Source organism: Kribbella sp. C-35 (genome assembly GCF_046549195.1).
Lineage (GTDB): Bacteria > Actinomycetota > Actinomycetes > Propionibacteriales > Kribbellaceae > Kribbella.
Genome location: NZ_JAJPWG010000001.1, coordinates 2,238,149 through 2,263,982, shown reverse-complemented (window position 1 = coordinate 2,263,982; position 25,834 = coordinate 2,238,149). Strand labels below are relative to the sequence as shown.

The following is a 25,834-nucleotide window of genomic DNA, read 5'->3' as shown; positions in this document are numbered from 1 at the left end:
GACCGAGCCACATTGATACCACGAAGTAGGTACGCCAGGGCAGTCGGCCCCAGCACAGAGGGTGTCGACTTAACGTGTTCTTTTCGTACGCCCATCACCATTGGTAACGAGGGAAAAGACGGGGCGTGACGGTTTGGTTTACCGCGCAGGGGGTTGGAAGCCACTGTGCGGTGTCCCGACCGCCCACCACGGCACCCACGGACGCATGCTCTGAAGCTCGTCGATCCGCTGGATCAGGATGACTGCGAGCACCGCCGCGCCGGTGGTGAACAGCGCCGAGACGGAGGACAGTATGACGTTCGTCCGGAGGTCTCCCAGCTGCGACGCGCCGACGAGAACGCCTCTTTGCACGATGTTCCCGGTGACCAGGCCGGCCACCCAGGTCAGCCACCAGGCCCAGACCAGATGCGTGCCCGGAACGTCCTTGAGCTGCGGGGTCAACGGATCGGTCCGCGGGTCGCTGGCCGCGACGACGTCGTCGACGACCTGCTTCGGGTACCAGAGGTTCACCACGGGCACGAGCCAGCACCCGAGCACCCAGCCGCGAGTGAACCGGTGCTCGCCGCGGCAGAACATCTCCGCGTTCCAGCGGACCCGCCACAGCCAGACGATGAACACCACCGCGGCCGCGAGCAGCGCCAGCGCGGCGACGATCCCGAGCGAGCCGGAGATCAGGTCCGCCTCGGCCAGTTTGTCCGGGTCACCGCCGTACACCTTGCGGGTCCGGTACAGGTTCCAGTCCGACCATGCGGTCGACCACGCGGTGACGGTGACGAGTCCGATCAGGACCGACGCAGCGATCCCCATGGCCCGCTCGGAACTGAACCACCGGTCCTGCGGTACTTGCGACGCCCGGCTCGGCATGGATCAGACATAGCACAACAGGGCGTGACCGAGCGAGAACATGACGTTGCGGCCGCTCCGTGGCGCATTTCTGCCAGAAAGTGTCGGTGGGGATGTGGAGGATGGTCGTATGGAATGGTCCGTGGTCGACTCGCCGATCGGTGACCTCACGCTCGCGGTCGACGAGACCGGGCTCTGCCGGCTGCACTTCGGGGCCACCGACCGGCCGCTCGGCAGCGACCCGCTGCTGACCGAGGCCGCCGAGCAACTGAAGGCGTACTTCGCCGGCGAGCTCCAGGAGTTCACCCTGCCGCTGTCGGTCCGGAACGGCTCCGACTTCGAGCGCGCGGTCTGGGCCCAGCTCACCCGGATCCCGTACGGCGAGATGCAGACATACGGCGACGTCGCGAAGATCGTCGGTGACACCGGCGCCGCCCGCGCCGTCGGTACGGCGTGCAACCGGAACCCGATCGCGATCGTCGTGCCCTGCCACCGGGTGGTCGGCGCCGGCGGCAAGATGGTCGGCTTCGGCGGCGGCATCCCGACCAAGCGGCACCTGCTCGAACTCGAGGCACGGGTCACCCTCGAGACGATGTGGAACTAAACGAAGATCTGACACCCGAGTGGGCCTGCTCAAGGCGCGGCTGACATGGCGGGGCACTAACGTTTGAAGCGAGTGATTCAGGCGTCCTCCCACCTGCCTTGGAAGACACATATAAATGAACAAAGCCCGCACCACTGACCACCACCACCCCGACCTCAGTGCCCTGATGAACAAGAGCGCCGAGGAATGGTCTGCCCCCGAGATCCAGGACGCCGCGCGCGCGGCGCTGAAGATGCACGCTCCGGACCGGGAACCGTTGACCTGGACCAAGCGGCTCAAGGTCGTCCCCTGGCTGCACCGCAACGACGCGGTCTGCCTGAGCTGCGGCGGTACCTACCCGTGCATCACGCACCGGTACGCCACCCAGCTGCTGTCAGCCGGCCGTTACACGATCGCGAAGTCCGACGACCCGGACCCGCAGGTCAACTGACGTCGTTCGCGCAAGGCGACGTCCGGACAGACGAAGGTCCCGAACCCCAGCCGGGGTTCGGGACCTTCGCCGTTGCGGTGGTGTCAGGAGTCGCTGGGCTTGGACTCTCCCGAGCCCGTCGACTTCCTGGTGGTGGTCCTCTTCGTGGCGCCGTTCGAGGCGGCCTTGACCTCGTCCTTGGCCGCTTCCGGCTTGGCCTCCGCCTTCGGCGCCTCGGCCTTGTGACCATCGGCCTTCGGACCGTCCGGCTTCGGGCCGTCGGTCTTGGGCGTGTCAGCCTCTGCGGTGTCGGCCTTCGCGGTGTCGCTCTTCGCGGCGTCGGCGTCCGGCTTGGCGTCGGACTGGCCGTTGGACGACGTGGTGTCGGTCGGGCGCGACGACGTACCCGCCGGGGCGGAGCTGTAGTCGCGACCGCTGGTCGGGGTGGACTGCCAGGCCGGCTCCGGCGGCGTCAGCAGCTTCTTCACCGCTGCCGCGGCCAGCGCGCCGAGGCCCAGGAACAGCACCACCTTGCGGAGCTTGTGGCTCTTCTTCGGCACGTCGAGCTCACCCTTCAGCGCGGCCTTGGTGGCCTTGCCCCGGCGGGCGGTCTCCTCGACGACCGGTTCGGCGGCGGCTGCCAGGGTCGCCAGCGCGGCGGTCACCTTCGGCAGTACGTCGTCGTTCAGCCGCTCACGGGCCCTCTCGGCCGCGTGCTCGGTGGCCGGACCGACCTTGGCGAGCGCGTCGTCGAGCACCGGACCGGCCTTCTCCACCGCCTGGTGGGCAAGGTGCGCGCCCCGCTCGACAGCCTTCTCGGCGTACGGCGACACCTTCTCCCGTGCGGTGCCCACAGCCGGCCCGAGGTGGTCACGGACCTGGCCGACGGCCGGTCCGAACTTCTCCGACGCCGACTCGGCGAGTGGCCTGACCCGGTCCTTCGCGACCTCGACCCGGCCCTTGGACTTCCTCAAACCCACGGTTCCCTCCTCGGTGCCGCCCGCCCCGCGGACAGCTCTCCCGCCCATCGGCGACATGGGCTCTTTCTGGTGACGACTCTGGACAAACCCGGCTTCATCTGCATCGTACGACGTCTCCAGCCGATAACCCTGTGCCCCCACCGCACTCTCTGTACACATCCGCGTCGATGCCAGGGTTCTTGGACCGACATGACAGGATCGAGGGGTAAGCCGTAGTAATCCGACTAGGAGTGACTCCCGTGGCCGAAGAGCTGTACGCGACCCTGCAGACGAACAAGGGCGACGTCGTCATCAGGTTGTTCCCCAACCACGCGCCGAAGACGGTGAGCAACTTCGTCGGCCTGGCCGAGGGCACCAAGGAGTGGACCGACCCGGAGACCGGGCAGCAGGTCACCAAGCCGTTCTACGACGGCCTCGGTTTCCACCGGGTGATCGACGGGTTCATGATCCAGGGCGGTTGCCCGCTCGGCACCGGCACCGGCACGCCCGGGTACCAGTTCGACGACGAGATCCACCCGGAGCTCCAGTTCGACCGGCCGTACCTGCTCGCGATGGCGAACGCCGGCATCCAGTTCGGCCACGGCACCAACGGTTCGCAGTTCTTCGTGACCGTGGTCCCGACGCCGCACCTGAACCGCAAGCACACGATCTTCGGTGAGGTCGTCGACGACGACTCGAAGAAGGTCGTGGACGCGATCGCCACCGCCGACACGGCGCCCGGCGACAAGCCGCTCGAGCCGATCGTGATCAACAAGGTCGTCGTCGAGCGCAAGAACGCCTGATTTTCCGAGCGGGGCCGGGTCGCACCCGGTCCCGCTCTCCCATTGGAGGGACGCAACCCGCGTGACCGAGACCGTCTGCTACCGGCACCCGGATCGGCCGGCCGGGGTGCGCTGCCAGCGCTGCGAACGGCCGATCTGCCCGGCCTGTATGAACAGTGCCGCCGTCGGCTTCCAGTGCCCGAACTGTTTCAACGAGGGCGTCCGCTCGGTCCCGCGGACCCGCACGTCGCTCGGCGGCATCCAGCGCGCCGGCAGCCAGCAGGTCGTCACCTACACGCTGCTGGCGCTGAACGTGCTGGTCTTCATCGCGGTCCGCACCGGCAGCCCACAGCTCCTCAGCGACCTGGTGATGGTCCCGGTGCTGACCGAGAGCGAGCCGTGGCGACTGCTCACGTCGGCGTTCACGCACGTGCAGATCTTCCACATCTTCTCGAACCTGTTCATGCTCTGGCAGCTGGGCCCGCCACTGGAACAGATGCTCGGCCGGCTCCGCTTCACGGTCCTGTACCTGCTGTCCGCGCTGGGCGGCAGTGTCGCGGTCTGGTTCCTGTCGTCTCCCGGCGGCGCAACCCTCGGTGCCTCCGGTGCAGTCCTAGGCCTGGTCGGCGCCCTCCTCGTGATCAGCCGTGCCCGAGGCTTGGACATCACCTGGATCATCATGTACGTCGCCGTCACCGCGTTCCTGTCCTTCGCCATCCCCAACGTCTCCTGGCAAGGCCACCTAGGCGGCTTCGTCGTGGGCGCCGCAGTCGCCTGGATCTACCTACGCCTCTCAGACCACCGCCGCAACAAACAGTCCGCCTAGGTACGTCGCACCGGCCGAACGGATTAATGGTTCGTCTAGTGGGGTGTTGGGGCTGAGGATGTGGGGGATGACTACTACTTCCCCACGCGTGGTTCGCTTTGTTGAGATGACTGGCAGCGCTATGAGTGCGTTGCTGGCCGACGACCGTCCTGCGGCGCAGACCGAGCTCGGCTTCCCACTTGGCGACGAGTTCCTCAGTGACCGGGCCAAGTGGCTCTGGCAGTACCGGCTCGATCAGCTGGCTCGGGATCCCGACACCTTCGGGTGGCTGGTCAAGCTTGTCGTGGCCGACGGGGTCGTGGTCGGGTACGCCGGATTCCACGGTCCGCCCGACGAGGCCGGCATGGTGGAGATCGGCTACACGGTCGACCCGCCGTACCGGCGACAGGGTTTCGCGAAGGCGATCGTGGCCGCGCTTCTGGAACGTGCGGCGGCCGAACCCGCCGTACGGACTGTCCGGGCCACGATCAGCCCCGACAACCAGGCGTCGCTGGCCACCATCTCCGGGTTCGGTTTCGCCGAGAACGGCGAACAGTGGGACGAGGAAGACGGCCTGGAGCTCATCTTCGATCGTCCCAGCCGCTGACACGTTGGTTGATGCAACCGGATCCTTCCGCCAGGACTCGTGCAGGGAAAGGGTCCGATCTGGGGAGTGGTGATGGCTGACGGCGACACGGTGCGCGAGCTGTACGAGGGGTGTTACCGGCGGCTGGTCGGGCAGTTGTTCGCGATCTGCGGGAATCTGGGCGAGGCCGAGGACGCCGTCCAGGAGGCGTTCGTCCGGGCGGTGGAGAAACCCCAACGGCTCGCCCGGCTCGACAACCCGGAGGCGTGGCTGCGCACCGTCGCGCTGAACGCCGTACGCCTGCGCTACCGCCGCGCGACCCGATTCCACGGGTTGTTCTCCCGCGCAGGTCTCCCCGAGACCACGACGGCCGGGCTGTCCGCGGACCGGGTCGCTCTGGTCGATGCCTTGCGGCAGCTCCCGTACGAACAGCGCGAGGCGATCGTGCTGCACCACATCGTCGATCTGCCGGTGGGTGAGATCGCCGTACAGCTGCGTGTGCCGGAAGGGACGGTCAAGGCTCGCCTCTCGCGAGGCAGGTCCCGCCTGGCACCGCTGCTCCACGAGTTCGCCGACGACGCCGAGGAGGTCAACCATGTCTGAGCTGAAAGAGCTGTCCTGGGAGGTCCAGGAGACCGTCCAGCCGTTGCCCTTCGAGGCTCTGGAGCGCCGTGGCATCCGCCGCCGTCACCGTCGCCAGGCGCTGACCGGCGCGGGCGTCGTTGCGGCGGTGACGATCGCAGTAGTTGCTGCTGTTCTGCCGCTCGGGAATGTGACCGGTACCGAGAAGCCGCCGGCCGCCGGCACCCCTGCGTCGATCCCGGTCGACCAGGCGGCCGAGAAACTGGTCCGCGACAAGAAGTCGGGCATGGCCGGCATCGCGTTCGCCACACCGACCCGATGGGCCTCGGGGTGGATGTCACTTCAGCCGAGAAACACCTGGAACTACGCCGCGGTGCTGAGCCGTGACGGGGTGCGGACCACCGCGCCGGTGCGCCAGAACCAGTACGTCGTGCTGTCGGCCGGTGACGACGTACTGGCGCTGTCGATGCCGACGAGCATGAAGGGCAGCGATCCGACCTGGGGCCAGTCCGTAATGGTCCGCCTCACCGATAAGGGCCGGGTCGAGAAGAAGCTGCGCTGGGCTCCGCCGACCAGCGAGTTCGGCGACGGCGACGTGCTGCTGGCGTACGGCACCCTCCGGGCGCTGAATCCGGAAACCGGCGTCCTGCGGGAGGTGAAGATCCCCGGGATCGACAACGCCTACCAGCCGCAACGCGACACCACCGGAAGATGGTGGCTGACCGGCGCCAAGAACAGCGGTGTCGGCAACATTCTCTGGACCGATGACCACGGCAAGACCTGGGAGCGCTCCGTCATCAGCCCGGGCCGGACCGGTGGCCAGCTGAGTGTCAGCCCCAACGGCAAGACGCTGGTGCTGATCCCAGGCAGAAAGCCCGGCACGAGGGATGACCTGTTGCCGCTGCGGTTGTCCACCGACCGCGGCGAACACTGGACGACGGTGGCCAACCGGAACGCGCCGTACCTGCAGTCTCCCGTTGCCTTCGACAACGGCACCGGGCTTGCGCTCTACCAGGGCAAGAAACGCGAACTCCTCCGGCCCGGTGCCGGCGGGCCGCTCACACCGCCGACCGACCTGGGCGAGCTGGAACGGGTAGGCGAGTTCGTCTACGGGGCGCAGTACAACGGCAACCAGGCCATCACCAGCGCCGATCACGGCAAGACCTGGAGGTACTTCGACCCTCGCTGAGCGTCCGGGGTGCGGGTGGTGCGGATGGGGCTGCAGTGACAAGCGGCCTAGGCCACAACTTTTGCTCAGTTGGATAAAAGCTGGTGACAACCCGGGTGGCGGGCTCGTCTAATCAAGTGACGTCCCGACGGGGGACCGAGTGGTTAGGACATCGGTATGAGCCCACGCGCTGTGGACAAGCGAGCCCGCCCCGGCAATGAACATCAGGTCGTGCGCCCAGCCGCACCGGAATCACCGAGTGCGGTAACTGCCTTGCAGACCACCAACCGCATCTCTCAGCAGAAGCAGCCGGCCAAGGCCTCCTGACCTCAGCGCAGCATGAGGCAGCTGTCGCCGAATTCGTGCCAGAGGTAGTGGTTCTGTACGGCTGCGTCGTAGGCGCGTTGGACCTCGTCGGGGCCGGCTACTGACTCGAGGAGGAGTAGGTGGGAGGCCTCGGGGGCGTGCCAGCCGGTGATCAGGCCGTCGACTACGTACGGCGGGCGTTCCGGGCCGAGGATCAGGTCGGTCCAGCCGTGCGCTGGCGAGACGGTGCCGTCCGGGGTCGTGGCTGACTCGATCGCGCGTACGGCGGTCGTCCCGACAGCGATCACCCGTCCGCCGTTGGCCTTGACCCAGTTGACGAGGCGGGCCGTGTGCGCGGGTACGTCGTACCGCTCGGGTTGAGGTGGCTCGTGGCTCTCCAGTGAGGACACGCCGCAGTGCAACAGGATCGGTGCGATCAGTACGCCCTGAGACGCCAGGTGGCTCACCAGCTCGAAGCTGAACGGTCTGGCCGCGCTCGGCATCTCCGCACTGCCCGGGTCGCGTGCAAAGACGGTCTGGTACGACGCCAGCGGCCACCGCTTGCCGACGTAGTTGTAGGTGATCGGCCGCCCGTGCCTCTGCAGGTACCCGAGTACGTCGGCCACCGGCGGCTTGGCGATCCACAGGCGATTTGAGCCTTGGTACGGCGCCAGCAACGTCAGTGCGCCTCCCGGCAGCACCACGCGGTCGCCCGCCGTACCGTGGAACATCGGTGCGCCGCCGTCGCGTAGCTCGACGACCCAGGTGCCGTCGTCGAGCGGTGTGGAGAAGTGCACGGTGTACGACGAACTGTCGACGGCCGCGGGCAACGTGGTGGAGGTGTTCACCAGCAGCAGGTCGCCTGGCCGCAAGTGTTCACCGATGCGGTCGAAGCGGGTGTGCGTGACGGTCGACCCCTCCGCGACCAGCAGCTTCACGTGGTCCCGCGAGAGCCCGCGGGCTTCCGGTGGTTCGCCGGCGTTCAGCGCCTCCGGCAGGTCGAACCTGGTGTGTGGGTGCACCATCATGGGGCCACCGCTGGTGCGAACTCCGCCGCCCGGTACCTACCACTCGCCGGCCGGCTGTCCAGCAACTGCAGGAACGCTGGTACGACGGTCGCGGGCTCAGGCCGGTCGGAGATGTCCTCACCGGGGAAGGCGGCCTGGTGCATCGCAGTACGCAGATCACCCGGGTCAACGGCGTACACCGCCAGTGCTGGGTGCTCAGCGGCCAGGACCCGAGTTGCGTGATCCAGTGCGGCCTTGGCGGAGCCGTAGCCACCCCAGGTCTCGTAGGCCTCCACTGCGGCGTCGGAGCTGATGTTGATCAGCACACCGGACGCTGTGGTGAGTGCTGGGAGCAGGGCCTGTGTGAGTGCGATCGGTGCGAGTACGTCGACCTCGTATACGCGACGGAGCTCGTCGAGGTCGGCTGTCGCCAGTGCTTGCAGCGGGCTCTGTCCGAGGTAGCTGGCGTTGTTGATGAGCAGGTCGAGCCGGCCGAGCTCGGTGATCGCCTCCACCAGGTCGGAGCGGTGCTCGGGGTCGGTGACGTCGCCGGCCAGCGGTACGACGTCGGTGCGGTCAGCCAGTGCGTCGGCGGCGTCCTTGAGCGCTTCGGCGCCACGCGCGTCGATCACGAGCGCCCAGCCGCGATCGGCCAGCCCGTGCGCGAGTGCGAGCCCGAGCCCGGCGGACGCGCCGGTGATGAGAGCAACAGGACGGTCGGACGGTTCAGGAGTCATGCCGCTACCGTCATACCTCAACCAAACTTGAAGTCAAGCGTTGCCAGTGGCATCGAAGGGTCGCGGGGTGGCCCCACTCCGTGCCTACGCTGCACGAGTCGGAAACTTCACGGGAGGAAACAGCATGGCGAACACGCAGGAGAGCGGCGAGCAGAAGGACGGCTCCTGGAGCCGGTTCGACGCCAAGAATTTCAGTGCGGCGCTGGACGGCGTCTCCAAGGGCGACGGCGAGGCGAGCACCGAGAGCAAGGGCGAGAAGCCGAAGACCGGCGCGCTGCGGGACATCGGCAGCGCGCTGGACGGCAAGGACCGCTAGCGTCCGGCCGGATCCGGGAGCCGCCCCTCCCCGGCCGGCTCAGGCCTCGGGGAGCAGGATGCCGGGGTTCATGATGTTGTCCGGGTCGAGGGTTTGTTTGACGGCGCGGAGGCTCTCGACGGCCAGCGGACCGATCTCCGCGGCGTACGACTCGCGGTGGTCGGTGCCGACGCCGTGGTGGTGGGAGATCGTGCCGCCGGCGTCGGCGATCGCCTGGTTGGCGGCGCGTTTCGCCGTCCGCCACTGCTCGATCGGATCGTCGGACTGTGCGCAGATCACCGTGAAGTAGAGCGAGGCGCCGGTCTCGTACACATGGGAGATGTGGCAGAGGACCAGCGGCGGCGTGGCACCCAGCGCGCCGACGAGCGCTTCGGTGACGGCGGTCTTCAGAGCCGGGATACGCGACCAGAACGCGGCCGTCTCGAGGGTCTCGACCAGCGCGCCTTCGTCGAGCAGGGGATCGCGGAGGTACGGCGCCCGGTAGCGACCGACCCGCCACGTCTCACCCGGGTCGGCGCCGATGTTCTTCCCGCCGGCGGCTGTGAGCACATCCGCGGTCGCCTGGTTGTACGGGCCGTCGAAGCCGATGATCGCGAGCACGCCGCCGGATCCGCCGCCGAGGACGTCCGGGTCGGCGAGGTTCACGGCGGTCTCGACCTCGTCCGACAGCCGGAGCACCGTCGGCAACGGGCCGTCCTGTGCGAGCCGTCGTACGGCGGCCAGCCCGGTGTCGAAGTTCTCGAACCGCCAGCCCTCGAAGTGCCGCTCGGTCGGTCGCGGACGGATCCGTACGACGACCGATGTGATGATCCCGAACGCGCCCTCGGACCCGAGTACGAGCTGGCGCAGGTCTGGGCCGGCCGCGGACATCGGGGCGCGTCCGAGCTCGATCGTGCCGCGCGGAGTGGCGAGGGTCAGCCCGACGACCATTTGGTCGAACCGGCCGTACCCGGCTGAGGACTGACCGCTCGATCGCGCTGCCGCGTAGCCGCCGATCGAGGCGCCCTCGTAGGACTGCGGGAAATGCCCCAGCGTGTACCCGCGCTCGGCCAGTAACGCCTCGGCTGCCGGACCGCGGACGCCGGCCTGGAGTGTGGCTGTTCGCGAGACCTCGTCAAGGTCGACCAGTTGATCGAGGCGCCGCAGGTCCACGGTGACGAACCGGCGGGACGGGGCGAGGCCGCCGACGACCGACGTACCGCCTGAGTACGGAACGACGGCGAGCTCCTGCGCGGCGCAGCCGGTCAGCAGTTCCTGCACTTCGTCGTGGGAGGCGGGGTAGACGACCGCATCCGGCATGTCGGAGGTGTCGCCTGCGCGGTCCTTCAGCAAGTCGGTCGTCGAGTAGCCGCGGGTGTGCGCCCAGCGAGAGTCCAGGTCGCTCGCCACATGCTCCGAACCGACGACCCCGGCGAGGAACGCCGACTGCGATGCGGTCAGCCCGGGGCGATCCGCCGCAGCGGACGGCGGTCCGGCTTCTGCAGGATCGGTCGCAGGCCGGCGTACGCCCAAATGCTTCAGGGCGTCGACCGCGGCGGACGGAAGGTCGACCGGGTGGGCTGGGTCGCCCCAGCGGCCGGGCGTGAGTTGCACCACCGGGAGGTCGGATTCGTTGGTCACTGGCTCCCCTTGGGTGGTCCGGCGAGGTAGCGTCGATGGGAGGTGGAACCCCCTGGCTTCCACCTCCCATCGACAGTTCCGGGATGGCAAAGTCGCTGATACACTCTGACGTGTGATGTCTCAGCGTAGCAGCGAATCGGATCAGGAAACCAGCACCCGTCCCACGCCGGCGAACGCGATCGGCGAAGAGCGGATCCTGGACGCGGCGTACGAGCTGCTGCTCGCGATCGGGATGCGCCGGATGACGATGGCCGACATCGCCCGGCACGCCGAGGTCTCCCGCGCGACCCTCTACCGGCGCTGGCCGAACGTGCAGGCCGTGGTCGCCGCGCTGATGACCCGGGAGTGGACGATCGCGCTGGTGTCCGCGTTCCAGCCGGATGCCGTGGACGGCCGGGCGCGCCTGGTCGAGGGTGTCGTCGAGGTGGTCGCGAAGACCCGGGTGCACCCGTTGATGCGGAAGATCATCGAGCTCGACCCCGAGTTCCTCACGCCGTACCTGCTGGAGCGCCGCGGCAGCAGCACCGTCGCCCACCTCGCGCTGGTCGAGGAAGGCCTTCGCCAGGGGCAGGCCGACGGCTCGATCCGCGACGGCGACCCGGTGTGGCTGGCGCGGCAGATCATCCTGGTCTCGCTGGCGTCGGCGGTGTCGGGTCCGGTGATGGCGGAGAAGGACGAGTACCCGAAGCTCGACGAGGAGCTGCGGGTGATGCTCACCAGGTACCTGACGCCATGATCAGCGTGGGCAACGCGAGCCTCAACGCGGTACGGCGTTCTCGTGAGCTCGAGGCGCTGCGAGCGGTCGACGTGCTCGTCATCGGCGGCGGCGTCACCGGCGCCGGCGTGGCGCTGGACGCGGCCGCGCGCGGACTGACCGTTGCCCTGGTGGAGAAGCACGACCTGGCGTTCGGGACCAGCCGGTGGAGCTCCAAGCTCGTGCACGGCGGCCTGCGGTACCTGGCGTCCGGGCACATCGGGATCGCGTACGAGAGCGCCGTCGAGCGCGGCATCCTGATGAAGACCACCGCGCCCCACCTGGTGCACCCGATCCCGCAGATCGCGCCGTGGTTGCCACAGGCAAGGTTCGTGCAGGCTGCGCTGCTGCGGTCGGCCTTCCTCGGCGGCGACGTACTGCGCACGTTCGCGCGGACCAGTGACGACTACCTGCCGCACTCCCGCCGGGTCAGCTCGGCCGAGATCCTGCGCTACGCGCCGACGCTCAAGCCGGAGGGCCTGCGCGGCGGGTTTCTGACCTGGGACGGGCAGTTGTACGACGACGCACGCCTGGTCGTCGCGATCGCCCGGACTGCCGCGCAGTACGGCGCTCGCATCCTGACCCACGTCGCCGCCACCGAGGTCACCGGCCGTGGCGCGGTCCTGGTCGACCAGCTGACCGGTGACCGGCGGTCGGTGGATGCGCGGGTGGTGATCAACGCGGCCGGGATCTGGGCGGATCAAGTTGCCTCCGGCATCAAGCTCCGGCCGAGCCGCGGCACCCACCTGGTGATGCCGCAGTCCGTGTTCGGCGGGCTGTCCGCCGTACTGACCGTGCCGGTGCCGGGGGAGCTGCGGCGCGTGGTGATGGCGATCCCGGCGCCCGACGACCGGGTGTACGTCGGCCTCACCGACGAGGAAGCGCCCGGCCCGGTGAGCGACGTACCGCATGCGACCGACGCGGAGATCGACTTCCTGCTCAACACGATCAGTGCCGCGGTGCAGCAGCCGGTGACCCGCGCGGACCTGCTCGGCACGTACGCCGGGCTCCGGCCGCTGCTCGACACAGGCCACCACAACGGCGAGAACAAGACCGCCGACATCTCCCGGCGGCACGCGGTGATCACCAGCCCGGACGGTGTGGTGACGATCGTCGGCGGCAAGCTCACGACCTATCGCCGGATGGCGCAGGACGCGCTCGACAAGGCGCTCGCACAGTCGTCGCTCGAGGTACGGCGCTCCTGTGAGACGCATCGGATCCCGCTCGTGGGTGCGGCCGACCGCGTGCACCTGGCCGCGGTCCGGGCGCCGGCGCGGTTCGTCCAGCGGTACGGCGTGGAGGCGCCGCAGGTGATCGCAGGCCCGCCCGAGTTGCAGGATCCGATCGCGCCCGGGCTGCGGACGACGTACGCCGAGGTGAAGTTCGCCGTCCGGCACGAGGGGGCGCTGACCGAGGACGACGTACTGGATCGGCGGACGCGGATCGGGTTGTCGGCGGCGGATCGGGAACTGGCGCTGCCCGCCGTACGGGAGGCTTTCGCCGCAGCGTGACTCCGGTCTTGGGGTTAACTTGGCTGCGGGGAGGTCGAAGGTGACGCAGCCGTACCAAGGGCCAGGGCCGTATCAGGGGCCGGGGCCTTACCAGCCGATGCCGTACCAGCCGATGCCGGTGGTGCCGCAGTATCGGCCGTTGCGGGCGCTCGCGATCGTCAGCATCGCGCTGATGGGGGTGACCGCGCTCGGTGCCGTGATCCAGTGCGTGCTGCTCTGGCGGTCGTACTCCGAGGTCAAGCGGTTCGTGTACGGGCTGCTCTCCGACGAGGAGATCGAGCGCGGCATCGAGTCGATCACCGGCACCGGCCCGCTGCTCAACCTGATCAGCTACCTGCTGATCGGGACCGGGATCGCATACCTGATCTGGCTGTGGCGCGCCCGGGACAACGTCGACTTCCTCTACTCGCCGTTCGCCCCGAACCCGACCGTCCCGACCCACGGCGCGCACCGCCGGGCGCCCGGGTGGGTCGTCGGCTCCTGGATCTGCCCGATCGTGCAGTTCTGGTACCCGTTGCAGGTCGTCGAGGACGTCGCCCGCGCCAGCGAGCCGCCCGGCCAACCAGGCGTCGCCCGATCCGGCCGGATCCGCGCCTTGCTGTACACGTGGTGGGTGTCCTGGACCGGCTTCTGGGTCATCATCGTCGGCGGCGGATCGGCCGCGGTCATCGGAATGATCATCTGGATCGTCCGGCTGGTCGAGGTGGCTGACAGCAGCGATCCAGAAGGTGGGTACGTCGACATCTACGACCTGCAGGACTACATGGTCCGGGTCGCGCTGGCCGTCGACATCGGCTTCACGGTCGCGACGGTCCTGCTGATCGTCGCGGCGGTCACGGCGTCACTCCTGATGCTGCAGATCGGCAGCTGGCAGCAGACGCGGCTCGCTCCGCGGCCGCCGGTCCAGGATTTCGTGCAGCCGCCGCCCCAGACACCGCAGTACGCACCGCGCCGGCAGCACCCCGGCCCGGGCTTTCCGACCTACGGCCCCTGAAGCAGTACGACGCTCGCATCGTCGTACCGCTTCCAGCCTGGTTTGGTGGACGCGGCGTCGTGCTCCCGCACCAGGTCGATCAGCCGTCGCGGGCCGTCGGTCGTGAGTACGTCGAGCAGCTCCTCCCACGAGTGCCCGTAGCGCTCGGTGAAGCGGGACGCGCCGTCGGACAGGATCGCGATCACGTCGACGTCGGCCCGGTCCGTGGTCCCGACGACCGCCTCGTACGCCGCTTGCGGTTCGGTACTCGCGGCCCAGAAGCCGCCCGGCTGGTTGCGCAACCGGCGTACGGCCTCGAGGGTGCGCTCCGGGAGGAGCTCGATCCGGTCGTCGCTGTGGACGGTGACCTTTCCGTCCGGCGCGCGCATGACGACGGGTGAGTCCGCCAGGACGAGATGCTCGACGTGGTCCGGGTGGAGCCGAACCGTCGAGACCGTGGACGACGGGCTGTCGGGATTGCTGACGTCGCAGGTGTCCGCGTGGCTCGCACGGACCGCGACGATCGCGTCGGCGAGCAGGTCGGGCAGCGACGCGGACGACTGTGTGAGCAGCGGCGGCGCCAAGTGCTGCGCGAGCTGCTTGACCAGCCAGGGGACGTCGTGCCGGCAGCCGGACTCGACGCCCGCCGGAGCGGTGGCGCCGTCCAGTACGACGGCGAAGTCAGGCCCGGTCAGGACGAGATCCTCGTTGACGGCGGGCGGTCGCCGATCCGGCGCTGCCTCACTGAGAGCTCGGATTTCCACAGGGCGATTGTCCTAGACAGGTTCGGCCCAACTGTCGGCGAGGGACTGCTCGAGGGCGATCTTGGGCGACCAGCCGAGCGCGTTGCCGATCAAGGTGGTGTCGGCCTGCTGCCACGGCGCGCCGAGTGCGGTCTCCTGCTCGGTGTCGTCGACGATCGTCGCCGGCTGACCGCTGAGCTCGAACAGCTGCCCAGCGAGGTCCCGCGCGAGCGTCGCCCGGCCGGTTCCGACGTTCAGCACCGGCGGCAGCTTCCCGTCCGCGAGCGCTACCGCGAGCACCGCCTCGGCCACGTCCCGTACGTCGACGAAGTCGCGCCACACGTCCAGCGACCCGACCTCGATCAGCTGCCGCGACCGCAGATCCCGGATCACCCGGCCGGTGAGCGTACTGTCCGGCGCCCCCGGCCCGATCACATCGAAGATCCGCAGTACGACGGCATCCGCGCCGGCCCGCTGCGCCCGGAGGACGAGCTCCGACCCGGCGAGCTTGGTGAGCCCGTACGGACCGAGCGGCCGCGCCGCGCTGTCCTCGGACAGGCTGGTGCCGTGCGGACCCCCGCCGTACTCCGCCGCGGAGCCGAGCTGGACGAACCGGGCATGGCCGGCGTGGTCGCGGACCGAGCCGAGCAGGGCCTCGACGGCGATCACGTTCGCCCGGACCAGGTCGGCCGGCTCGCCGAACGTGGCGCCGACGGCGTTGACGATCACGGTCGGCTTGTACATCCCGATCTGGGTGTCCAGCGCGTACGGGTGCATCACGGTCAGGTCGCAGCGCCGGTACGGCTCGCTCCTGCTCCGGCTCAGCCCGCGGTACTCGATCCCCCGGTCGGCGAGCAGCGCGCAGATCCTGGCGCCGAGGAAACCTCCCGCGCCGAACACCATCACCCGCTCAGTTCCGGTCACTCCTCCATCGTGCGGTCGTTATTTGTCGGTCCGCCGTACGTTCTCCGTCGTCAGCATCACAACTCTGTCGGCACTGTGTCGGTACGGCGTGGCACTGTGGGCGCATGGCTGATCGAGTGGGCGGGCGTCCGGCGGCGCAGACCGAGTCGACGATCCGGGACTGGGACGACGCGGACCCGTCCGGGCAGACGTACCGCCGGGTGCTCTTCGTGGATTCCGACCTGACCGAGGTGGAGAACCGCGCCGGGGTGTTCGAGGAGTGCACCTTCCGCGGGGTCCGGTTCAACGCGTCGACGCACACCGACGCCGCGTTCGTGAACTGCACGTTCGTCCGGTGTTCGCTGTTCGACACGACGTTCACCCGGTGCAAGATGGTCGGCAGCCTGTTCGACGACTGCGCCCACAGCCTCATGAAGGTCGTCGGCGGCGACTGGTCGTTCACCGGGCTGCCCGGAGCGGATCTGAAGGCCGCCGAGTTCACCGGGGTGAAGATGCGCGAGGCGGATCTGACCGGCCTGCGGGCCCAGAAGGCCGTGCTCCGGGACCTCGACCTGTCCGGCGCGTCCCTGCAGAAAGCCGATTTCACCGGCGCGGACCTGCGCGGATCCGATCTGTCGACGCTCGATCCGCTGACCGTCACCCTCAAGGACGCCCGCATCGACGTCACCCAGGCGATGGTCGTCGCCGCCGCGCTCGGACTCGACGTCAGACCGTGACCTGTGGATATCCCCAGGTAATCACGCGGTCATCCACGGTCCCATCCACAGCCTGTGGATAACTATCCGGATAACTGTGTATTCGTACTGTGATATCTCGCCGGGCGACCGGCCGGGACCAGGGTTCCGCGCCGATGCCGGGCCGGATGCCGCGGCCGCCGTACGACGAGCATCGCGGCGTGCTCGACCACTGCCGGGCTGACGAGCGGGCGCACTGCCAGGCTCCGAGTCAGGGTTTGGAGGCCGGCGGCGAGCCCTACTCCGCAGAAGGCGCCGAGCGAGTTCGCGATCAGGTCGTGCAGCTGGCACGACCTGCCGAGTTGCGGCAGCAGCGCCTGCACCGCCTCGACCGCGGCCGACATCCCGATCCCGGCCGCGATGCCGTCGCCCGGGCGGCCGCTGGCCAGCGTCAGCATGCCCGCGGCCGGCACGAACAGCACGACGTTGAGCAGACCTTGGAGCGACGTCAGTCCGCCGGTCGTGGTCAGGTGCGTGCCGCATTCGCCGATCTGGCCGAGACGATGCGTCGTCGGGCTGAGCGTCGCCGCGATCACCAGCGCGAACGCGGCCGGCAGGCAGAACGCGGCCAGCCGGGGGACCAGGTCGCCCCGGCGTCGGAATGAGGAAAGGGCGACCGGCAGCGTCATGCCGGTCAGTACGAGCCAGGTGTCCAACAGGTGTGGGATTCCGCGATAAGTCTCGAGCACGTGTCCGGACCCTCCCGTGGTCGACCTGACTCGAACTCTGCTGGCCTGCGTGTTCCTCAATCGACGATCTGCCGCCCACTCCCACCGCCGCCAGCCCTGTCCGGACATCTGCACGCAGCCGTAAACCTGCCGTGACAGTCTGTGACAGTCCGTGCACAAACTGACACGGAAGAAAGGTGCTCAGGGCAACGATCGTGTGCCTGCATCAACCGATCGGTGGAGGCAGGTCGGGCTGACCGGGCGATGTGTGGACCCGGGGCCGGGCGGGAGAGTCGTCGTACCGAGAAAGGACACCCACATGACATCCCCGGTGAACATTGGCCACCCGCGCAGCACAGCCGCATTGCGGAGCGTGCAACTGCTGGTGGCCGGCTATCTCGCGATCAGCGTGCTGACGCTGATCGCCGTCATCGCCCTGCGGCACCACGCGACCTTGGTCAACGACGCGGTCTGGGTGCGCGGGACGATCGTGGTCGCCAGTGCCCTGCTGACCGTCCTGTTCGCACGCAGCGCGGCTCGAGGTTCGCGGAGGGGCTTCCTCCGGCTGCGGATCGTCTCCGCGGTGATGCTCGTCGCGATCGTGGTGATCATCGCGCTGCCCGGCACGTTCCCGCTGTGGATGAAGGGGGAGCAGGCCATCTGCGGGCTGCTGCTGCTCGGCGTCGCGCTGCTGGTCAACGGCAAGCACCTTCGCTCGGTGTTCACTGGGTGACATGGGTGAGCAGGTTTGGCCGCTGCGGGTGACGGTGGTGCCGTACGTGCTGCTCGCGTGCCTGGCTGCCGTCACCATCCCGATCAAGCGGGATCAGCCCGGGTCACTGGCCGTCGACTTGGGGCTGTGCGCGCTGATCGCGCTGTGGACGCTCGGTATGTTCACACTCCGCCCGGCCCGGCGGACCGACGTCCGCGCGATGGCGATCTTCGTAGCCGGCTTCGTGGTGCTGCTCGCGGTCCTCGTGGTGCGTGATCCGTGGTTCGGCTTCCTCACCCCGGCCGGCTACTTCTACACGTTCGTCCTGCTGCCCTGGCCCGGCAAACTGCTCGGCATCGGCGCCGTCGCGGTGATCGCCGGTACGGCGCAGGCGTACGACATCCCGAAGACGAACGTGCTCGGACTGTTCGGCTTCGCGGCCGTGGTCGGGGTGAACGTGGTCGGGATGTGTCTCGCCGCATGGCTCGGCCACCGCGGCGAGGAGCTCAGCCAGCAACGCCAGGAAGCCGTCGACGCGCTCACCGAGACCAATCGTCGGCTCGAGGCCACGCTCGCCGAGAACGCGATCCTGCACGAGCAGCTGCTCACCCAGGCCCGCGACGCCGGCATGATCGACGAACGGCAGCGGATGGCCCGCGAGATCCACGACACCCTCGCGCAGGGGCTGACCGGGATCGTCACCCAACTCCAGGCTGCGGAGAACGCCGCCGACTGGCGCCGGCACGTGACGACCGCGGTAGGGCTCGCCCGCGAGAGCCTGACCGAGGCACGCCGCTCGGTGCATGCGCTTCGTCCCCAACCGCTGCAGTCGGCGACGTTGAGCGAAGCGATCGCGGACGTCGTACGGCGATGGTCCGCGGTGCATGGGATCGACGTACAGCTGACCACTACCGGCACGCCGCGGGTGCTGACGCCCGAGGCGGAGTCGACTCTGCTTCGGGCTACTCAGGAGGCGTTGGCGAACGTGGCGAAGTACGCGCAGGCAACTCGCGTGGGGGTGACGTTGTCCTACATGGAGAAGCAGGTCGCGCTGGATGTCCGGGACGACGGCGCCGGCTTCGACCCGGGCCGGATCACCTCGTCGGAGGCGGGTGGGTTCGGCTTGGTCGCAATGCGCGAGCGGGTCGAGGCGTTGAACGGGACGCTGGAGATCGAGTCCGAGCCGGGCTTCGGTACGGCGATCTCGGCGACGGTGCCGATGACGGGAGCAAGGGCGTGATTCGGCTGGTGATCGCCGACGACCATCCGATCGTCCGCGACGGCCTGAGCGCGATGTTCGCCGCCGATCCCGGGTTCGAGGTGGTCGGTGAGGCGGGCGACGGCGCCGAGGCGATCCGGCTGGCCGAGGCGCTGCAGCCGGACGTGATCCTGATGGACCTGCAGATGCCCGGCGTCAACGGCCTCGCGGCGATCAGCCGGCTGGCAGAACGCGGCGTACGGTCCAGGGTGCTCGTGCTGACGACGTACGACACCGACGGGTACGTCGTACCCGCGATCGAGGCCGGCGCCACCGGGTACCTGCTCAAGGATGCCCCGCGCGACGAGCTCCTCCGCGCCGTCCGAGCCGCCGCCGACGGCCAGTCGGTCCTCGCGCCCTCGGTCGCCAATACGCTGATGAACCACGTCCGCACCCCACCGGCCGCCGACCTGCTCAGCCCACGGGAACTCGAGGTCCTCCAACTGGTTGCTGCCGGCAACACCAACCGCGAGGCCGCCAGGCATCTCTTCATCAGCGAGGCGACGGTCAAGACGCACCTGCTCAACATCTACGCCAAACTCGACGTCTCCGACCGCGCCGCCGCCGTGGCCGAAGGCTTCAAGCGCAAGCTGCTCTAGGTCCTGTCTGGTGATCCAGCGCCGTAGCGAGGAGGTGCTCGGTGCGGTGCATCGGCGCGCGGGGGCGAAGGGGTCGATGCGGAGCATCGTTCCCTTTGCACCCGTGCGGCGAGGTGCCGTGCCGAGTGCCCCGCAGTAGGCGATGGATTGCCAGACAGGACCTAGACGCGGTAGTCGCTGTCGCGGCGGTCGGTGATGAACATGTAGCCCGGCGCGTGCGTGATCGCGTACGGCGGCCGGGACGCCATCAGTGCCGCCTGCGGAGTCACCCCGCACGCCCAGAACACCGGTACGTCGCCGTCGGCCGCGTCGACCGGATCGCCGAAGTCGGGCCGCGCGAGGTCGGTGATCCCCAACTCGCTCGGGTCTCCGATGTGCACCGGCCCGCCGTGCACGGCGGGCATCGCTCGCGTGATCCGTACGGCGTCGTCGACCCGGTCCGCCGGAATCTGGCGCATCGACACCACTAGCGGACCGTGCAACCGCCCAGCGGGCTCGCACTCGCGGTCGGTCACGTACATCGCCACGTTCCGCCCCTGATCGACGTGCCGCAGCGGAACCCCCTCGGCCGCGAGCGCACTCTCGAACGTGAAACTGCACCCGAGCGAGAACGCGACCAGGTCGTCCCGCCACACCTCGGTCGCATCCGCCACCTCGGCCACCAACTCGCCGTCCTGCCAGATCCGGTACTGCGGGAGATCGGTCCGGAGGTCCGCGCCACGGGCAAGCCGCGTCGTCGGGTCGCCCGGATCACTCACGTCGAGCACCGGGCAGGCCTGCGGGTTGCGCGTGCAGAAGAGCAACACGTCGTACGCCCAGTCGGCGGGGACTGCGATCAGGTTGGTCTGCGTGTACCCGCCGGCCCAACCGGTGGTCGGCCCGCTGTAGTCGTCCCGGAACAGTGACCGTGCCTGGGCCGGAGTGAGCGTTGCAGTCGTCGTCATGAGACCCCCTCTCAGGTGATCTCACGATAGAGATTGTTGAACAATACGACAAGAGGTCAGATGACGATCTCGTGGATCCATTCGGCCGGAGTCTGGGTGTGCAGGCGCCAGTAGTGGTTCGCGATGTCGTCCGGGTCCCAGCCGCTGCCGGGGGAGACGCCGCCGCTGACCGTGACGCTCGCGGCGTGGACGCCGGCCGCGCCGTACTGCTGATCGAGGAGGGTGACGACGGCGCGGACGCCGGCCTTCCCGAGGGAGAGGCTCGCGTAGTCAGGCTTCGGCAGGGGCATGCCGCCGGTGATCAGGAACGATCCGCTGCCACGCTCGGCCATCGCCGGCGCGAGGTGGGCTGCGGTGGTGATCGCGCCGACCACGTTCACCGCCAACGCGTCGAGATGCTGCTGCGCGCTGAGGTCGCCGATCCGGTCCGGCTGGATCAGCGCGGCGTTGTAGACGACCACCTCAGGTACGCCGTACGCCTCGACCACCTGATCGAGCGCGGAGCGGAGGCCGGCTTCGTCCGTCACGTCGGCCGTGATCGGCAGTACGCCGGCACTCCCGAGCTCCTTGGCCGCGGCCTTCACCGTCGCCTCCGAGCGCGCGATCAACCCGGCGCTCATCCCCTCCCGGACGAACCGCCGCGCCACCGCGAGCCCGATCCCAGGACCTACTCCCACCACGACAACTCCAGACATGGCGGGAATCGTAAACCTTGCCCTCCAGGTCAAGGTCAAGCGCGGCGGTGCTGGGCGACTGCTGTGGCGGACCGCTCGTCGCCGTCGGCCCGGAGGCCGTCGATCACCCCGTCGATGTCCGCGGCCGGGCGGTTCTGGCTGAGCTTGAACTCGGCTTCGATCCGCTTGATCGCGATCTCCACGCCGACGATCGCCCGCAGTTGGCCGGCGACGTACTTCGCCGGCGCATCGTCCACGGACCACGGCTCCGCCCGGCCGGTCTCGTGATGGTCGGACAAGCCCCGTACAACGTTCTCGACCCAGGCAGGGTCGTCGCGCACGGTCATCGTTCCGTGCACGTGGGCGGTGATGTAGTTCCAGGTCGGGACGACGCGGCCGTGGTCGCGCTTGGAGGCGTACCAGGTCGGGGAGACGTAGGCGTCCGGTCCGCGCATGATCACCAGCGCATCGCCGATCACGGGGAGGCGCCAGTGCTCGTTGTTCCGCGCCAGGTGTCCGAGCAGGACGTTCCGCTCGCGATCGTGGACGAACGGCAGCATCGTCGCTGTCAGCCCGTCGGGCGTCATCGTCACCAGATCCGCTGCTCCGTGCTGGGCGAGCAACTCGAGAACGGCCTCGTCATCAGGGGCGAAGTGCGCAGGAACGTACATGGATCCAGTCTCCACACCCAGGCGAGGCAGCGGACAGGTCCAATCCGTTTGCGTTTCGTCAGCCCATTTCAGCTGTGACGGAGGGCGGCGGCTCGGTCGTAGTCGTCGTGCCAGTCGCCGGTGGGCGGGAGGATGACGCGCTCGACGCCGGCCGCCTCGTACGCGGCGAGTTGCTCGAGCGGATCGCCGTCGAGCTGGGGTGCGACCACGGTCGCCTTCAACTGCTTGCCGTCGGCAAGTTCGTTGATCCGCTCCAGGCTCGTCCGTACTTCCGTCGGCGACGCCGCGATCGTCGCCCACCCATCGGCGTACGCCGCCGCTCGTCGATACGCCCGTACGCCGTTCCCGGCCACGAAGATCGGCGGTACCGGCGATCCGGGAGCGATCGTCACGTCGAGGTCCGTCGCGAGCGTCGCGGGTTTGCCTGCGATGAGATCCGGGAGTACGGCGAGCGCCTCGTCCGTCAGCCGGCCGCGGTCCGCGAACTCGACACCGGCCGCCCGCCAGCCGATGTCGCCGTGCGCGGGATTGCCGGTCCCGACACCGAGCACGAGCCGGTTGTTCGACACCAGTTGCAACGTGCTGATCTGCTTCGCCGCCCACGCAACCGGCCGTAACGCCAGCAGCATCACGTTGTACCCGACCGTGATCCGCTCGGTCACGGCAGCCGCAGTCGCCAGTACGACGGAACTGTCCAGCATCGGCGCACTCGCGACCAGATGATCCGTCGACCACACCGAGTCCAGCCCGACCTCCTCGGCGTACCGCGCGCTCTCCCGCACATCCCCGAGAATCGCCCGCGCCGGATCCGGCGACGACGTCGGCAGAATGACCCCGATCTCAACTGTCATACCCGGCCCAACCTCGCGCCGCACCGAACCATTCCGGTGTGCGCCATGGACAGGAGGTATCAGGCGGTGAGGTAGTGCACCTGAGCGTGGTCGAGACCGCGCGTACGGCGTCTCGCAGGTGCACTACCTGTCGTTAGGTACGTCTCAGGGGATGTAGACCCCGTTGAACCACTGGCCGCGGGCGTCGTCGGAGTAGGCGTCGACGTTGAAGTTGTAGTTTCCGTGGGCTCCCCAGATGTAGCCGGGGACCCCGGACTTCGCGTCCAGGTTGCAGATGATGTCGTCGGTGCACAGGGTCAGGACCGGGATGTCGCCGAAGAAGGTGTCGGCGCCGGCCAGCGGGGCGCCGATGAGCGGGGCGACGGCCGGGTGCGCCGCGACTCCGGCGTTCTCCGGACCCGCGGCCCGCTTCGGGTCGGCGATCAATACCGCGTTGACGTTGTCGATCGTCTGCCAGTTCTCGGTGACCCACGTGTGCACCACCGCGGCGCCGAGCGAGAACCCGACCGCCTTCACATGCTGGTCCGGGCACGCGTTCCGGTGGTCCCGGATCAGCCGGTTCAGCTCGTTGACACCCTGCCGGGCGTTGTAGCCGATCGGCTGGGCCGGGTACCCGACGCGCTGGCTGATGTTCCCCTGCCAGTACGGCGCGTTGGAGTCGTTGTCGCCGGTGCCGCCGACCACGATCGTGTAGGTGCCTCCACAGTCGGCCGCCTGCGCCGCCGGTGCCGCCACGACATAGACGCCGCCGGCGGCCGCGCCCAGACCGGCCACCAAGGCCGCAATCTTCCTCATCGAATCCTCCCGAGTAATGGTTGCTGAGCGCAATCAATCGATCACGCCGGGCCGACGCTAACAGCGCCCGATCGCATCCCCGTGACGTGAACAGATCCGGCCATCCCCTGGCCGGATACGTCCACCAACCGGTAGGTGTTGGAGGCACAACGTCGACATGCAGGAGGCTGGAGAGTGAGGCTCGGGATTCAGAACGTCGTGTTCGCATGCCCCGGGAACACGCCTGAGAGCTACGACCGCGGGGCTCGGCCGATTGCAGGGTTCTACGCGGAACTGCTGGGAATGCGCGTGATCCGCGAGGACTGGTTCCTGATCGGCGATGATCGACTCAACCTCGCCTTCGGCGACGGGCCGATCGACTACGGCGCGCCACGGTGGCCGGATCCGGCGTACCCACAGCAGATGCACCTCGACATCGCCGTACCTGATCTTGCGCAGGTTGAGATTCCCGGTGCGACGCTGCTCGACGACTCACAGGCATGGCAGGTGTACGCCGATCCGATCGGCCATCCGTTCTGCCTCTACGAATCACCGACGGAGCGTGCGGAGGTCGCTCGGATCGTCATCGACTGCCCTGAACCGCAGGCGCTGGCCGCGTTCTACAGCGCGCTCCTCGATCTGCCCGAGCGCGAGCTCGATACCCCCGACCGGGTCGAGCTGGCCGGCTCACCGGGGGTTGCCTTCCAGCGTTCCAGTGCCGCGGCTCCGCGATGGCCCGACCCGGCGTACCCGCAGCAGGTCCACCTGGATCTCTCCACGGACGATGTGCCTGCTGCGCGCGATCATGCAGTGGCGGTCGGCGCTCAACCGCTGCAAACCAGCGGACCGGACCACTACGTGTACGCCGACCCGGCCGGGCACCCGTTCTGCATCTGACCCCGGGTTAGGGTCGCGGGATGAGTCGACGGGTGGCGGCGTATGCGGTGTGTGTCAAGGACGGGCGGGTGCTGCTGGCGCGGTACGTCTCGCCGTACGGCGATGGGAGTTGGTGGACTCTGCCGGGCGGTGGTGTCGAGCCGTGTGAGGATCCGTTCGACGCCGTGACGCGCGAGGTCGCCGAGGAAACCGGGTACGAGTCGGTCGTCGAGCGGCTGCTGGGGGTCGACTCGCGGATCGTGCCGGCCGCGGTACGGCGTCGTCCAGGGGCCGATGACCATCAGAACATCGGCATCTTCTACGCCGTCCGCATCACCGCCGGGACGACCCGGCCCGAGCCCAACGGCGAGACCGCGGAGTCCGTCTGGACCCCGATCGCGGAGGTACCGACGCTCCGTCGCGCTGCCCTGGTCGACATCGGGGTCACCCTGGCCCAGTCGCGCCCGCCCACCGGCCACGTCGCACCGGTGAAAGCCGAGGGGCTGATCGAGCACTAGGTTTCGGTTCGTGGATTCTCAGGCGGAGTTGTTGCGGGTTCTGCAGGTGAGTCGGGCGGTGGTGACCGCCAAGTTGGACGGGCTGTCGGAGTACGACGTACGGCGGCCGTTGGCTCCGACCGGGACGAATCTGCTCGGGTTGGTCAAGCATCTGGCCGGGCTGGAGTACGGGTACCTCGGTGAGTCGTTCGGGCGGCCGCCGGTGGAGCGGCCCTCGTGGTTTCGGGATGACCCGTCCACCGAGATCGACATGTGGGCGACGCCGGACGAGTCGCGAGAGTACGTCGTCGACGTGTATCGAAAGGCGTGCGCTCACGCCGACATCACTGTCGCCTCGCTCGAGCTGAACAGTCCGGGGTACGTCGCGCACTGGGCCGACGGGCACCGCGAGACGACGCTTGGTGTGCTGCTGATCAGGATGGTTGCCGAAACGTCGCAGCACGCCGGGCATGCCGACATACTCCGCGAACAGCTCGACGGCCGAATCGGCAGCGAGAACACGACCGTTGACGCGGCGTTTTGGGACGACAGGAGAGCACAGATCCAGGCGGTCGCCGACCGCTTCCGGCCCTGAAGCTCAGCGCAGGTCGCCATCGCCTCCGAGGACACCGCGGGACGCCCGGTCGGCGAGTTTGGCGATGTTGTGTTCGGCAACGTCCTCGAGCCGGATCTCGAGCCTGGTGCACAGCTCGGACAGGTACCAGAGCACGTCACCCAGCTCGAGCGTCAGCGCGTGCCGGTCCGCGTCGGTGATCACGCCCTGCCGATCCCGGAAGATCTTCTTCACCTTGCCCGCAACCTCGCCCGCCTCGTTCACCAGCCCCAAGGTCGGGTACACGATCGGATGATCGGTCGCGACCAGCCCTCCGGTCCGCGCCGCCGCCTGCTGATAACCACTGAAATCCATTTCACTCACACCCACCAGT

The 25,834-nt window shown here is 68.7% G+C and carries 32 protein-coding genes; 18 read left to right on the top strand and 14 right to left on the bottom strand.

Features of this window, described 5'->3' with window-relative positions; genetic code table 11:
• Positions 1–138 precede the first annotated feature (138 nt).
• The gene (locus tag ACLJOO_RS11545) at positions 139–807 is read right to left on the bottom strand and encodes a DUF4328 domain-containing protein (protein WP_410786876.1); all 669 of its coding nucleotides are present in this window, start codon (positions 805–807) and stop codon (positions 139–141) included.
• Between the two features lie 166 nt (positions 808–973).
• Here ACLJOO_RS11545 and ACLJOO_RS11540 point away from each other — a divergent pair, with 166 nt between their 5' ends.
• Together ACLJOO_RS11540 and ACLJOO_RS11535 are read left to right on the top strand one after the other, a co-directional pair.
• The gene (locus tag ACLJOO_RS11540; protein ID WP_410786875.1) at positions 974–1,447 is read left to right on the top strand and encodes a methylated-DNA--[protein]-cysteine S-methyltransferase; all 474 of its coding nucleotides are present in this window, start codon (positions 974–976) and stop codon (positions 1,445–1,447) included.
• Positions 1,448–1,562: 115 nt separating this feature from the next.
• Positions 1,563–1,877, top strand: a complete 315-nt coding sequence (locus ACLJOO_RS11535) for a hypothetical protein (protein WP_410786874.1) — start codon at positions 1,563–1,565, stop codon at positions 1,875–1,877.
• Between the two features lie 83 nt (positions 1,878–1,960).
• Here ACLJOO_RS11535 and ACLJOO_RS11530 read toward each other — a convergent pair whose 3' ends face one another.
• Positions 1,961–2,836 carry a hypothetical protein gene (locus ACLJOO_RS11530; protein WP_410786873.1) on the bottom strand — a complete coding sequence of 292 codons (876 nt, stop codon included), beginning with the start codon at positions 2,834–2,836 and terminating at the stop codon, positions 1,961–1,963.
• A 239-nt stretch (positions 2,837–3,075) separates the two neighbouring features.
• Between ACLJOO_RS11530 and ACLJOO_RS11525 the strand changes: the two genes are divergently transcribed.
• From ACLJOO_RS11525 to ACLJOO_RS11505, 5 genes are all read left to right on the top strand, one after another.
• Complete coding sequence (locus ACLJOO_RS11525; RefSeq protein ID WP_410786872.1) at positions 3,076–3,618, top strand: peptidylprolyl isomerase; 543 nt, start codon at positions 3,076–3,078, stop codon at positions 3,616–3,618.
• A gap of 61 nt (positions 3,619–3,679) precedes the next feature.
• The gene (locus ACLJOO_RS11520) at positions 3,680–4,423 is read left to right on the top strand and encodes a rhomboid family intramembrane serine protease (RefSeq protein ID WP_410786871.1); all 744 of its coding nucleotides are present in this window, start codon (positions 3,680–3,682) and stop codon (positions 4,421–4,423) included.
• Between the two features lie 106 nt (positions 4,424–4,529).
• The gene (locus ACLJOO_RS11515) at positions 4,530–5,009 is read left to right on the top strand and encodes a GNAT family N-acetyltransferase (protein ID WP_410786870.1); all 480 of its coding nucleotides are present in this window, start codon (positions 4,530–4,532) and stop codon (positions 5,007–5,009) included.
• 72 nt (positions 5,010–5,081) lie between these two features.
• The gene (locus tag ACLJOO_RS11510; RefSeq protein ID WP_410786869.1) at positions 5,082–5,591 is read left to right on the top strand and encodes an RNA polymerase sigma factor; all 510 of its coding nucleotides are present in this window, start codon (positions 5,082–5,084) and stop codon (positions 5,589–5,591) included.
• Positions 5,584–6,759, top strand: coding sequence for a hypothetical protein (locus ACLJOO_RS11505; protein ID WP_410786868.1), 1,176 nt, complete (start codon positions 5,584–5,586; stop codon positions 6,757–6,759). The genes ACLJOO_RS11510 and ACLJOO_RS11505 overlap by 8 nt, the downstream gene beginning before the upstream one ends.
• A gap of 308 nt (positions 6,760–7,067) precedes the next feature.
• Here the strand turns inward: ACLJOO_RS11505 and ACLJOO_RS11500 are convergent, their stop codons facing one another.
• Complete coding sequence (locus tag ACLJOO_RS11500; RefSeq protein WP_410786867.1) at positions 7,068–8,072, bottom strand: S-adenosylmethionine:tRNA ribosyltransferase-isomerase; 1,005 nt, start codon at positions 8,070–8,072, stop codon at positions 7,068–7,070.
• Positions 8,069–8,788, bottom strand: coding sequence for an SDR family NAD(P)-dependent oxidoreductase (locus tag ACLJOO_RS11495; protein WP_410786866.1), 720 nt, complete (start codon positions 8,786–8,788; stop codon positions 8,069–8,071). Before ACLJOO_RS11495 ends, ACLJOO_RS11500 begins: the two co-directional genes overlap by 4 nt.
• Positions 8,789–8,912: 124 nt before the next feature.
• Between ACLJOO_RS11495 and ACLJOO_RS11490 the strand changes: the two genes are divergently transcribed.
• Positions 8,913–9,104, top strand: coding sequence for a hypothetical protein (locus tag ACLJOO_RS11490; protein WP_410786865.1), 192 nt, complete (start codon positions 8,913–8,915; stop codon positions 9,102–9,104).
• 39 nt (positions 9,105–9,143) lie between these two features.
• Here ACLJOO_RS11490 and ACLJOO_RS11485 read toward each other — a convergent pair whose 3' ends face one another.
• Positions 9,144–10,724, bottom strand: coding sequence for an FAD-binding oxidoreductase (locus ACLJOO_RS11485; RefSeq protein ID WP_410786864.1), 1,581 nt, complete (start codon positions 10,722–10,724; stop codon positions 9,144–9,146).
• Positions 10,725–10,839: 115 nt separating this feature from the next.
• Here ACLJOO_RS11485 and ACLJOO_RS11480 point away from each other — a divergent pair, with 115 nt between their 5' ends.
• Genes ACLJOO_RS11480 through ACLJOO_RS11470 form a run of 3 tightly spaced genes read left to right on the top strand, consistent with a single transcriptional unit; the run spans position 10,840 to position 13,983 of the window.
• A complete protein-coding gene (locus ACLJOO_RS11480; protein WP_410786863.1) occupies positions 10,840–11,460 on the top strand; it encodes a TetR/AcrR family transcriptional regulator in 621 nt (206 codons plus the stop codon).
• Positions 11,457–12,989: a glycerol-3-phosphate dehydrogenase/oxidase gene (locus ACLJOO_RS11475; RefSeq protein WP_410786862.1), complete on the top strand. Its 1,533-nt coding sequence runs from the start codon at positions 11,457–11,459 to the stop codon at positions 12,987–12,989. Before ACLJOO_RS11480 ends, ACLJOO_RS11475 begins: the two co-directional genes overlap by 4 nt.
• Positions 12,990–13,029: 40 nt before the next feature.
• Positions 13,030–13,983, top strand: a complete 954-nt coding sequence (locus ACLJOO_RS11470; protein WP_410786861.1) for a DUF4328 domain-containing protein — start codon at positions 13,030–13,032, stop codon at positions 13,981–13,983.
• Here the strand turns inward: ACLJOO_RS11470 and ACLJOO_RS11465 are convergent.
• Both ACLJOO_RS11465 and ACLJOO_RS11460 read right to left on the bottom strand, forming a co-directional pair.
• Positions 13,971–14,726: a protein phosphatase 2C domain-containing protein gene (locus tag ACLJOO_RS11465; RefSeq protein ID WP_410786860.1), complete on the bottom strand. Its 756-nt coding sequence runs from the start codon at positions 14,724–14,726 to the stop codon at positions 13,971–13,973. The two genes, ACLJOO_RS11470 and ACLJOO_RS11465, sit on opposite strands and share 13 nt — an antisense overlap.
• A 12-nt stretch (positions 14,727–14,738) precedes the next feature.
• Positions 14,739–15,629, bottom strand: a complete 891-nt coding sequence (locus ACLJOO_RS11460; protein ID WP_410786859.1) for an NAD-dependent epimerase/dehydratase family protein — start codon at positions 15,627–15,629, stop codon at positions 14,739–14,741.
• A 104-nt stretch (positions 15,630–15,733) separates the two neighbouring features.
• On the opposite strand from ACLJOO_RS11460, the gene ACLJOO_RS11455 reads away from it, so the two are divergent.
• Entirely contained in the window at positions 15,734–16,345 is a 612-nt protein-coding gene (locus ACLJOO_RS11455; RefSeq protein ID WP_410786858.1) for a pentapeptide repeat-containing protein, read from the top strand.
• A gap of 62 nt (positions 16,346–16,407) precedes the next feature.
• Here ACLJOO_RS11455 and ACLJOO_RS11450 read toward each other — a convergent pair whose 3' ends face one another.
• A complete protein-coding gene (locus ACLJOO_RS11450; RefSeq protein WP_410786857.1) occupies positions 16,408–17,052 on the bottom strand; it encodes a VanZ family protein in 645 nt (214 codons plus the stop codon).
• 298 nt (positions 17,053–17,350) lie between these two features.
• Here ACLJOO_RS11450 and ACLJOO_RS11445 point away from each other — a divergent pair, with 298 nt between their 5' ends.
• Genes ACLJOO_RS11445 through ACLJOO_RS11435 form a run of 3 tightly spaced genes read left to right on the top strand, consistent with a single transcriptional unit; the run spans position 17,351 to position 19,600 of the window.
• On the top strand, positions 17,351–17,764 hold the full coding sequence (locus tag ACLJOO_RS11445) for a hypothetical protein (protein ID WP_410786856.1): 414 nt from the start codon (positions 17,351–17,353) through the stop codon (positions 17,762–17,764).
• 1 nt (position 17,765) lies between these two features.
• Positions 17,766–18,983, top strand: coding sequence for a sensor histidine kinase (locus ACLJOO_RS11440; protein ID WP_410786855.1), 1,218 nt, complete (start codon positions 17,766–17,768; stop codon positions 18,981–18,983).
• The gene (locus ACLJOO_RS11435) at positions 18,980–19,600 is read left to right on the top strand and encodes a response regulator (protein ID WP_410786854.1); all 621 of its coding nucleotides are present in this window, start codon (positions 18,980–18,982) and stop codon (positions 19,598–19,600) included. The genes ACLJOO_RS11440 and ACLJOO_RS11435 overlap by 4 nt, the downstream gene beginning before the upstream one ends.
• A 161-nt stretch (positions 19,601–19,761) precedes the next feature.
• Here the strand turns inward: ACLJOO_RS11435 and ACLJOO_RS11430 are convergent, their stop codons facing one another.
• From ACLJOO_RS11430 to ACLJOO_RS11410, 5 genes are all read right to left on the bottom strand, one after another.
• Positions 19,762–20,544, bottom strand: a complete 783-nt coding sequence (locus tag ACLJOO_RS11430) for a putative hydro-lyase (RefSeq protein ID WP_410786853.1) — start codon at positions 20,542–20,544, stop codon at positions 19,762–19,764.
• Between the two features lie 56 nt (positions 20,545–20,600).
• On the bottom strand, positions 20,601–21,239 hold the full coding sequence (locus ACLJOO_RS11425; protein ID WP_410786852.1) for an SDR family oxidoreductase: 639 nt from the start codon (positions 21,237–21,239) through the stop codon (positions 20,601–20,603).
• Between the two features lie 35 nt (positions 21,240–21,274).
• The gene (locus ACLJOO_RS11420) at positions 21,275–21,889 is read right to left on the bottom strand and encodes an FMN-binding negative transcriptional regulator (RefSeq protein WP_410786851.1); all 615 of its coding nucleotides are present in this window, start codon (positions 21,887–21,889) and stop codon (positions 21,275–21,277) included.
• 68 nt (positions 21,890–21,957) lie between these two features.
• Positions 21,958–22,740: an LLM class flavin-dependent oxidoreductase gene (locus ACLJOO_RS11415; protein ID WP_410786850.1), complete on the bottom strand. Its 783-nt coding sequence runs from the start codon at positions 22,738–22,740 to the stop codon at positions 21,958–21,960.
• A gap of 144 nt (positions 22,741–22,884) precedes the next feature.
• A complete protein-coding gene (locus ACLJOO_RS11410) occupies positions 22,885–23,535 on the bottom strand; it encodes a cutinase family protein (RefSeq protein WP_410786849.1) in 651 nt (216 codons plus the stop codon).
• A 174-nt stretch (positions 23,536–23,709) separates the two neighbouring features.
• On the opposite strand from ACLJOO_RS11410, the gene ACLJOO_RS11405 reads away from it, so the two are divergent.
• From ACLJOO_RS11405 to ACLJOO_RS11395, 3 genes are read left to right on the top strand one after another with little or no spacing between them, the layout of a single operon-like run.
• Positions 23,710–24,411 (top strand): VOC family protein, encoded by a 702-nt coding sequence (locus tag ACLJOO_RS11405; protein WP_410786848.1) that lies wholly within the window; start codon positions 23,710–23,712, stop codon positions 24,409–24,411.
• 20 nt (positions 24,412–24,431) lie between these two features.
• Entirely contained in the window at positions 24,432–24,908 is a 477-nt protein-coding gene (locus ACLJOO_RS11400; RefSeq protein WP_410786847.1) for an NUDIX hydrolase, read from the top strand.
• A gap of 10 nt (positions 24,909–24,918) precedes the next feature.
• Positions 24,919–25,482, top strand: a complete 564-nt coding sequence (locus ACLJOO_RS11395) for a DinB family protein (RefSeq protein WP_410786846.1) — start codon at positions 24,919–24,921, stop codon at positions 25,480–25,482.
• A gap of 3 nt (positions 25,483–25,485) precedes the next feature.
• Here the strand turns inward: ACLJOO_RS11395 and ACLJOO_RS11390 are convergent, their stop codons facing one another.
• Entirely contained in the window at positions 25,486–25,815 is a 330-nt protein-coding gene (locus tag ACLJOO_RS11390) for a nucleoside triphosphate pyrophosphohydrolase family protein (protein ID WP_410787149.1), read from the bottom strand.
• Positions 25,816–25,834: the final 19 nt, after the last annotated feature.

Bases quoted from the DNA above. Each gene is read 5' to 3' on its own strand.
- ACLJOO_RS11475 (WP_410786862.1), top strand. From the start codon at position 11,457: ATGATCAGCGTGGGCAACGCGAGCCTCAACGCGGTACGGCGTTCTCGT.
- ACLJOO_RS11490 (WP_410786865.1), top strand. From the start codon at position 8,913: ATGGCGAACACGCAGGAGAGCGGCGAGCAGAAGGACGGCTCCTGGAGC.
- ACLJOO_RS11495 (WP_410786866.1), bottom strand. From the start codon at position 8,788: ATGACTCCTGAACCGTCCGACCGTCCTGTTGCTCTCATCACCGGCGCG.
- ACLJOO_RS11425 (WP_410786852.1), bottom strand. From the start codon at position 21,239: ATGTCTGGAGTTGTCGTGGTGGGAGTAGGTCCTGGGATCGGGCTCGCG.
- ACLJOO_RS11480 (WP_410786863.1), top strand. From the start codon at position 10,840: ATGTCTCAGCGTAGCAGCGAATCGGATCAGGAAACCAGCACCCGTCCC.
- ACLJOO_RS11390 (WP_410787149.1), bottom strand. From the start codon at position 25,815: ATGGATTTCAGTGGTTATCAGCAGGCGGCGGCGCGGACCGGAGGGCTG.
- ACLJOO_RS11515 (WP_410786870.1), top strand. From the start codon at position 4,530: ATGACTGGCAGCGCTATGAGTGCGTTGCTGGCCGACGACCGTCCTGCG.
- ACLJOO_RS11400 (WP_410786847.1), top strand. From the start codon at position 24,432: ATGAGTCGACGGGTGGCGGCGTATGCGGTGTGTGTCAAGGACGGGCGG.
- ACLJOO_RS11420 (WP_410786851.1), bottom strand. From the start codon at position 21,889: ATGTACGTTCCTGCGCACTTCGCCCCTGATGACGAGGCCGTTCTCGAG.
- ACLJOO_RS11445 (WP_410786856.1), top strand. From the start codon at position 17,351: ATGACATCCCCGGTGAACATTGGCCACCCGCGCAGCACAGCCGCATTG.
- ACLJOO_RS11500 (WP_410786867.1), bottom strand. From the start codon at position 8,072: ATGATGGTGCACCCACACACCAGGTTCGACCTGCCGGAGGCGCTGAAC.
- ACLJOO_RS11440 (WP_410786855.1), top strand. From the start codon at position 17,766: ATGGGTGAGCAGGTTTGGCCGCTGCGGGTGACGGTGGTGCCGTACGTG.
- ACLJOO_RS11410 (WP_410786849.1), bottom strand. From the start codon at position 23,535: ATGAGGAAGATTGCGGCCTTGGTGGCCGGTCTGGGCGCGGCCGCCGGC.
- ACLJOO_RS11545 (WP_410786876.1), bottom strand. From the start codon at position 807: ATGGGGATCGCTGCGTCGGTCCTGATCGGACTCGTCACCGTCACCGCG.
- ACLJOO_RS11540 (WP_410786875.1), top strand. From the start codon at position 974: ATGGAATGGTCCGTGGTCGACTCGCCGATCGGTGACCTCACGCTCGCG.
- ACLJOO_RS11430 (WP_410786853.1), bottom strand. From the start codon at position 20,544: ATGACGACGACTGCAACGCTCACTCCGGCCCAGGCACGGTCACTGTTC.
- ACLJOO_RS11510 (WP_410786869.1), top strand. From the start codon at position 5,082: ATGGCTGACGGCGACACGGTGCGCGAGCTGTACGAGGGGTGTTACCGG.
- ACLJOO_RS11415 (WP_410786850.1), bottom strand. From the start codon at position 22,740: ATGACAGTTGAGATCGGGGTCATTCTGCCGACGTCGTCGCCGGATCCG.
- ACLJOO_RS11455 (WP_410786858.1), top strand. From the start codon at position 15,734: ATGGCTGATCGAGTGGGCGGGCGTCCGGCGGCGCAGACCGAGTCGACG.
- ACLJOO_RS11535 (WP_410786874.1), top strand. From the start codon at position 1,563: ATGAACAAAGCCCGCACCACTGACCACCACCACCCCGACCTCAGTGCC.
- ACLJOO_RS11505 (WP_410786868.1), top strand. From the start codon at position 5,584: ATGTCTGAGCTGAAAGAGCTGTCCTGGGAGGTCCAGGAGACCGTCCAG.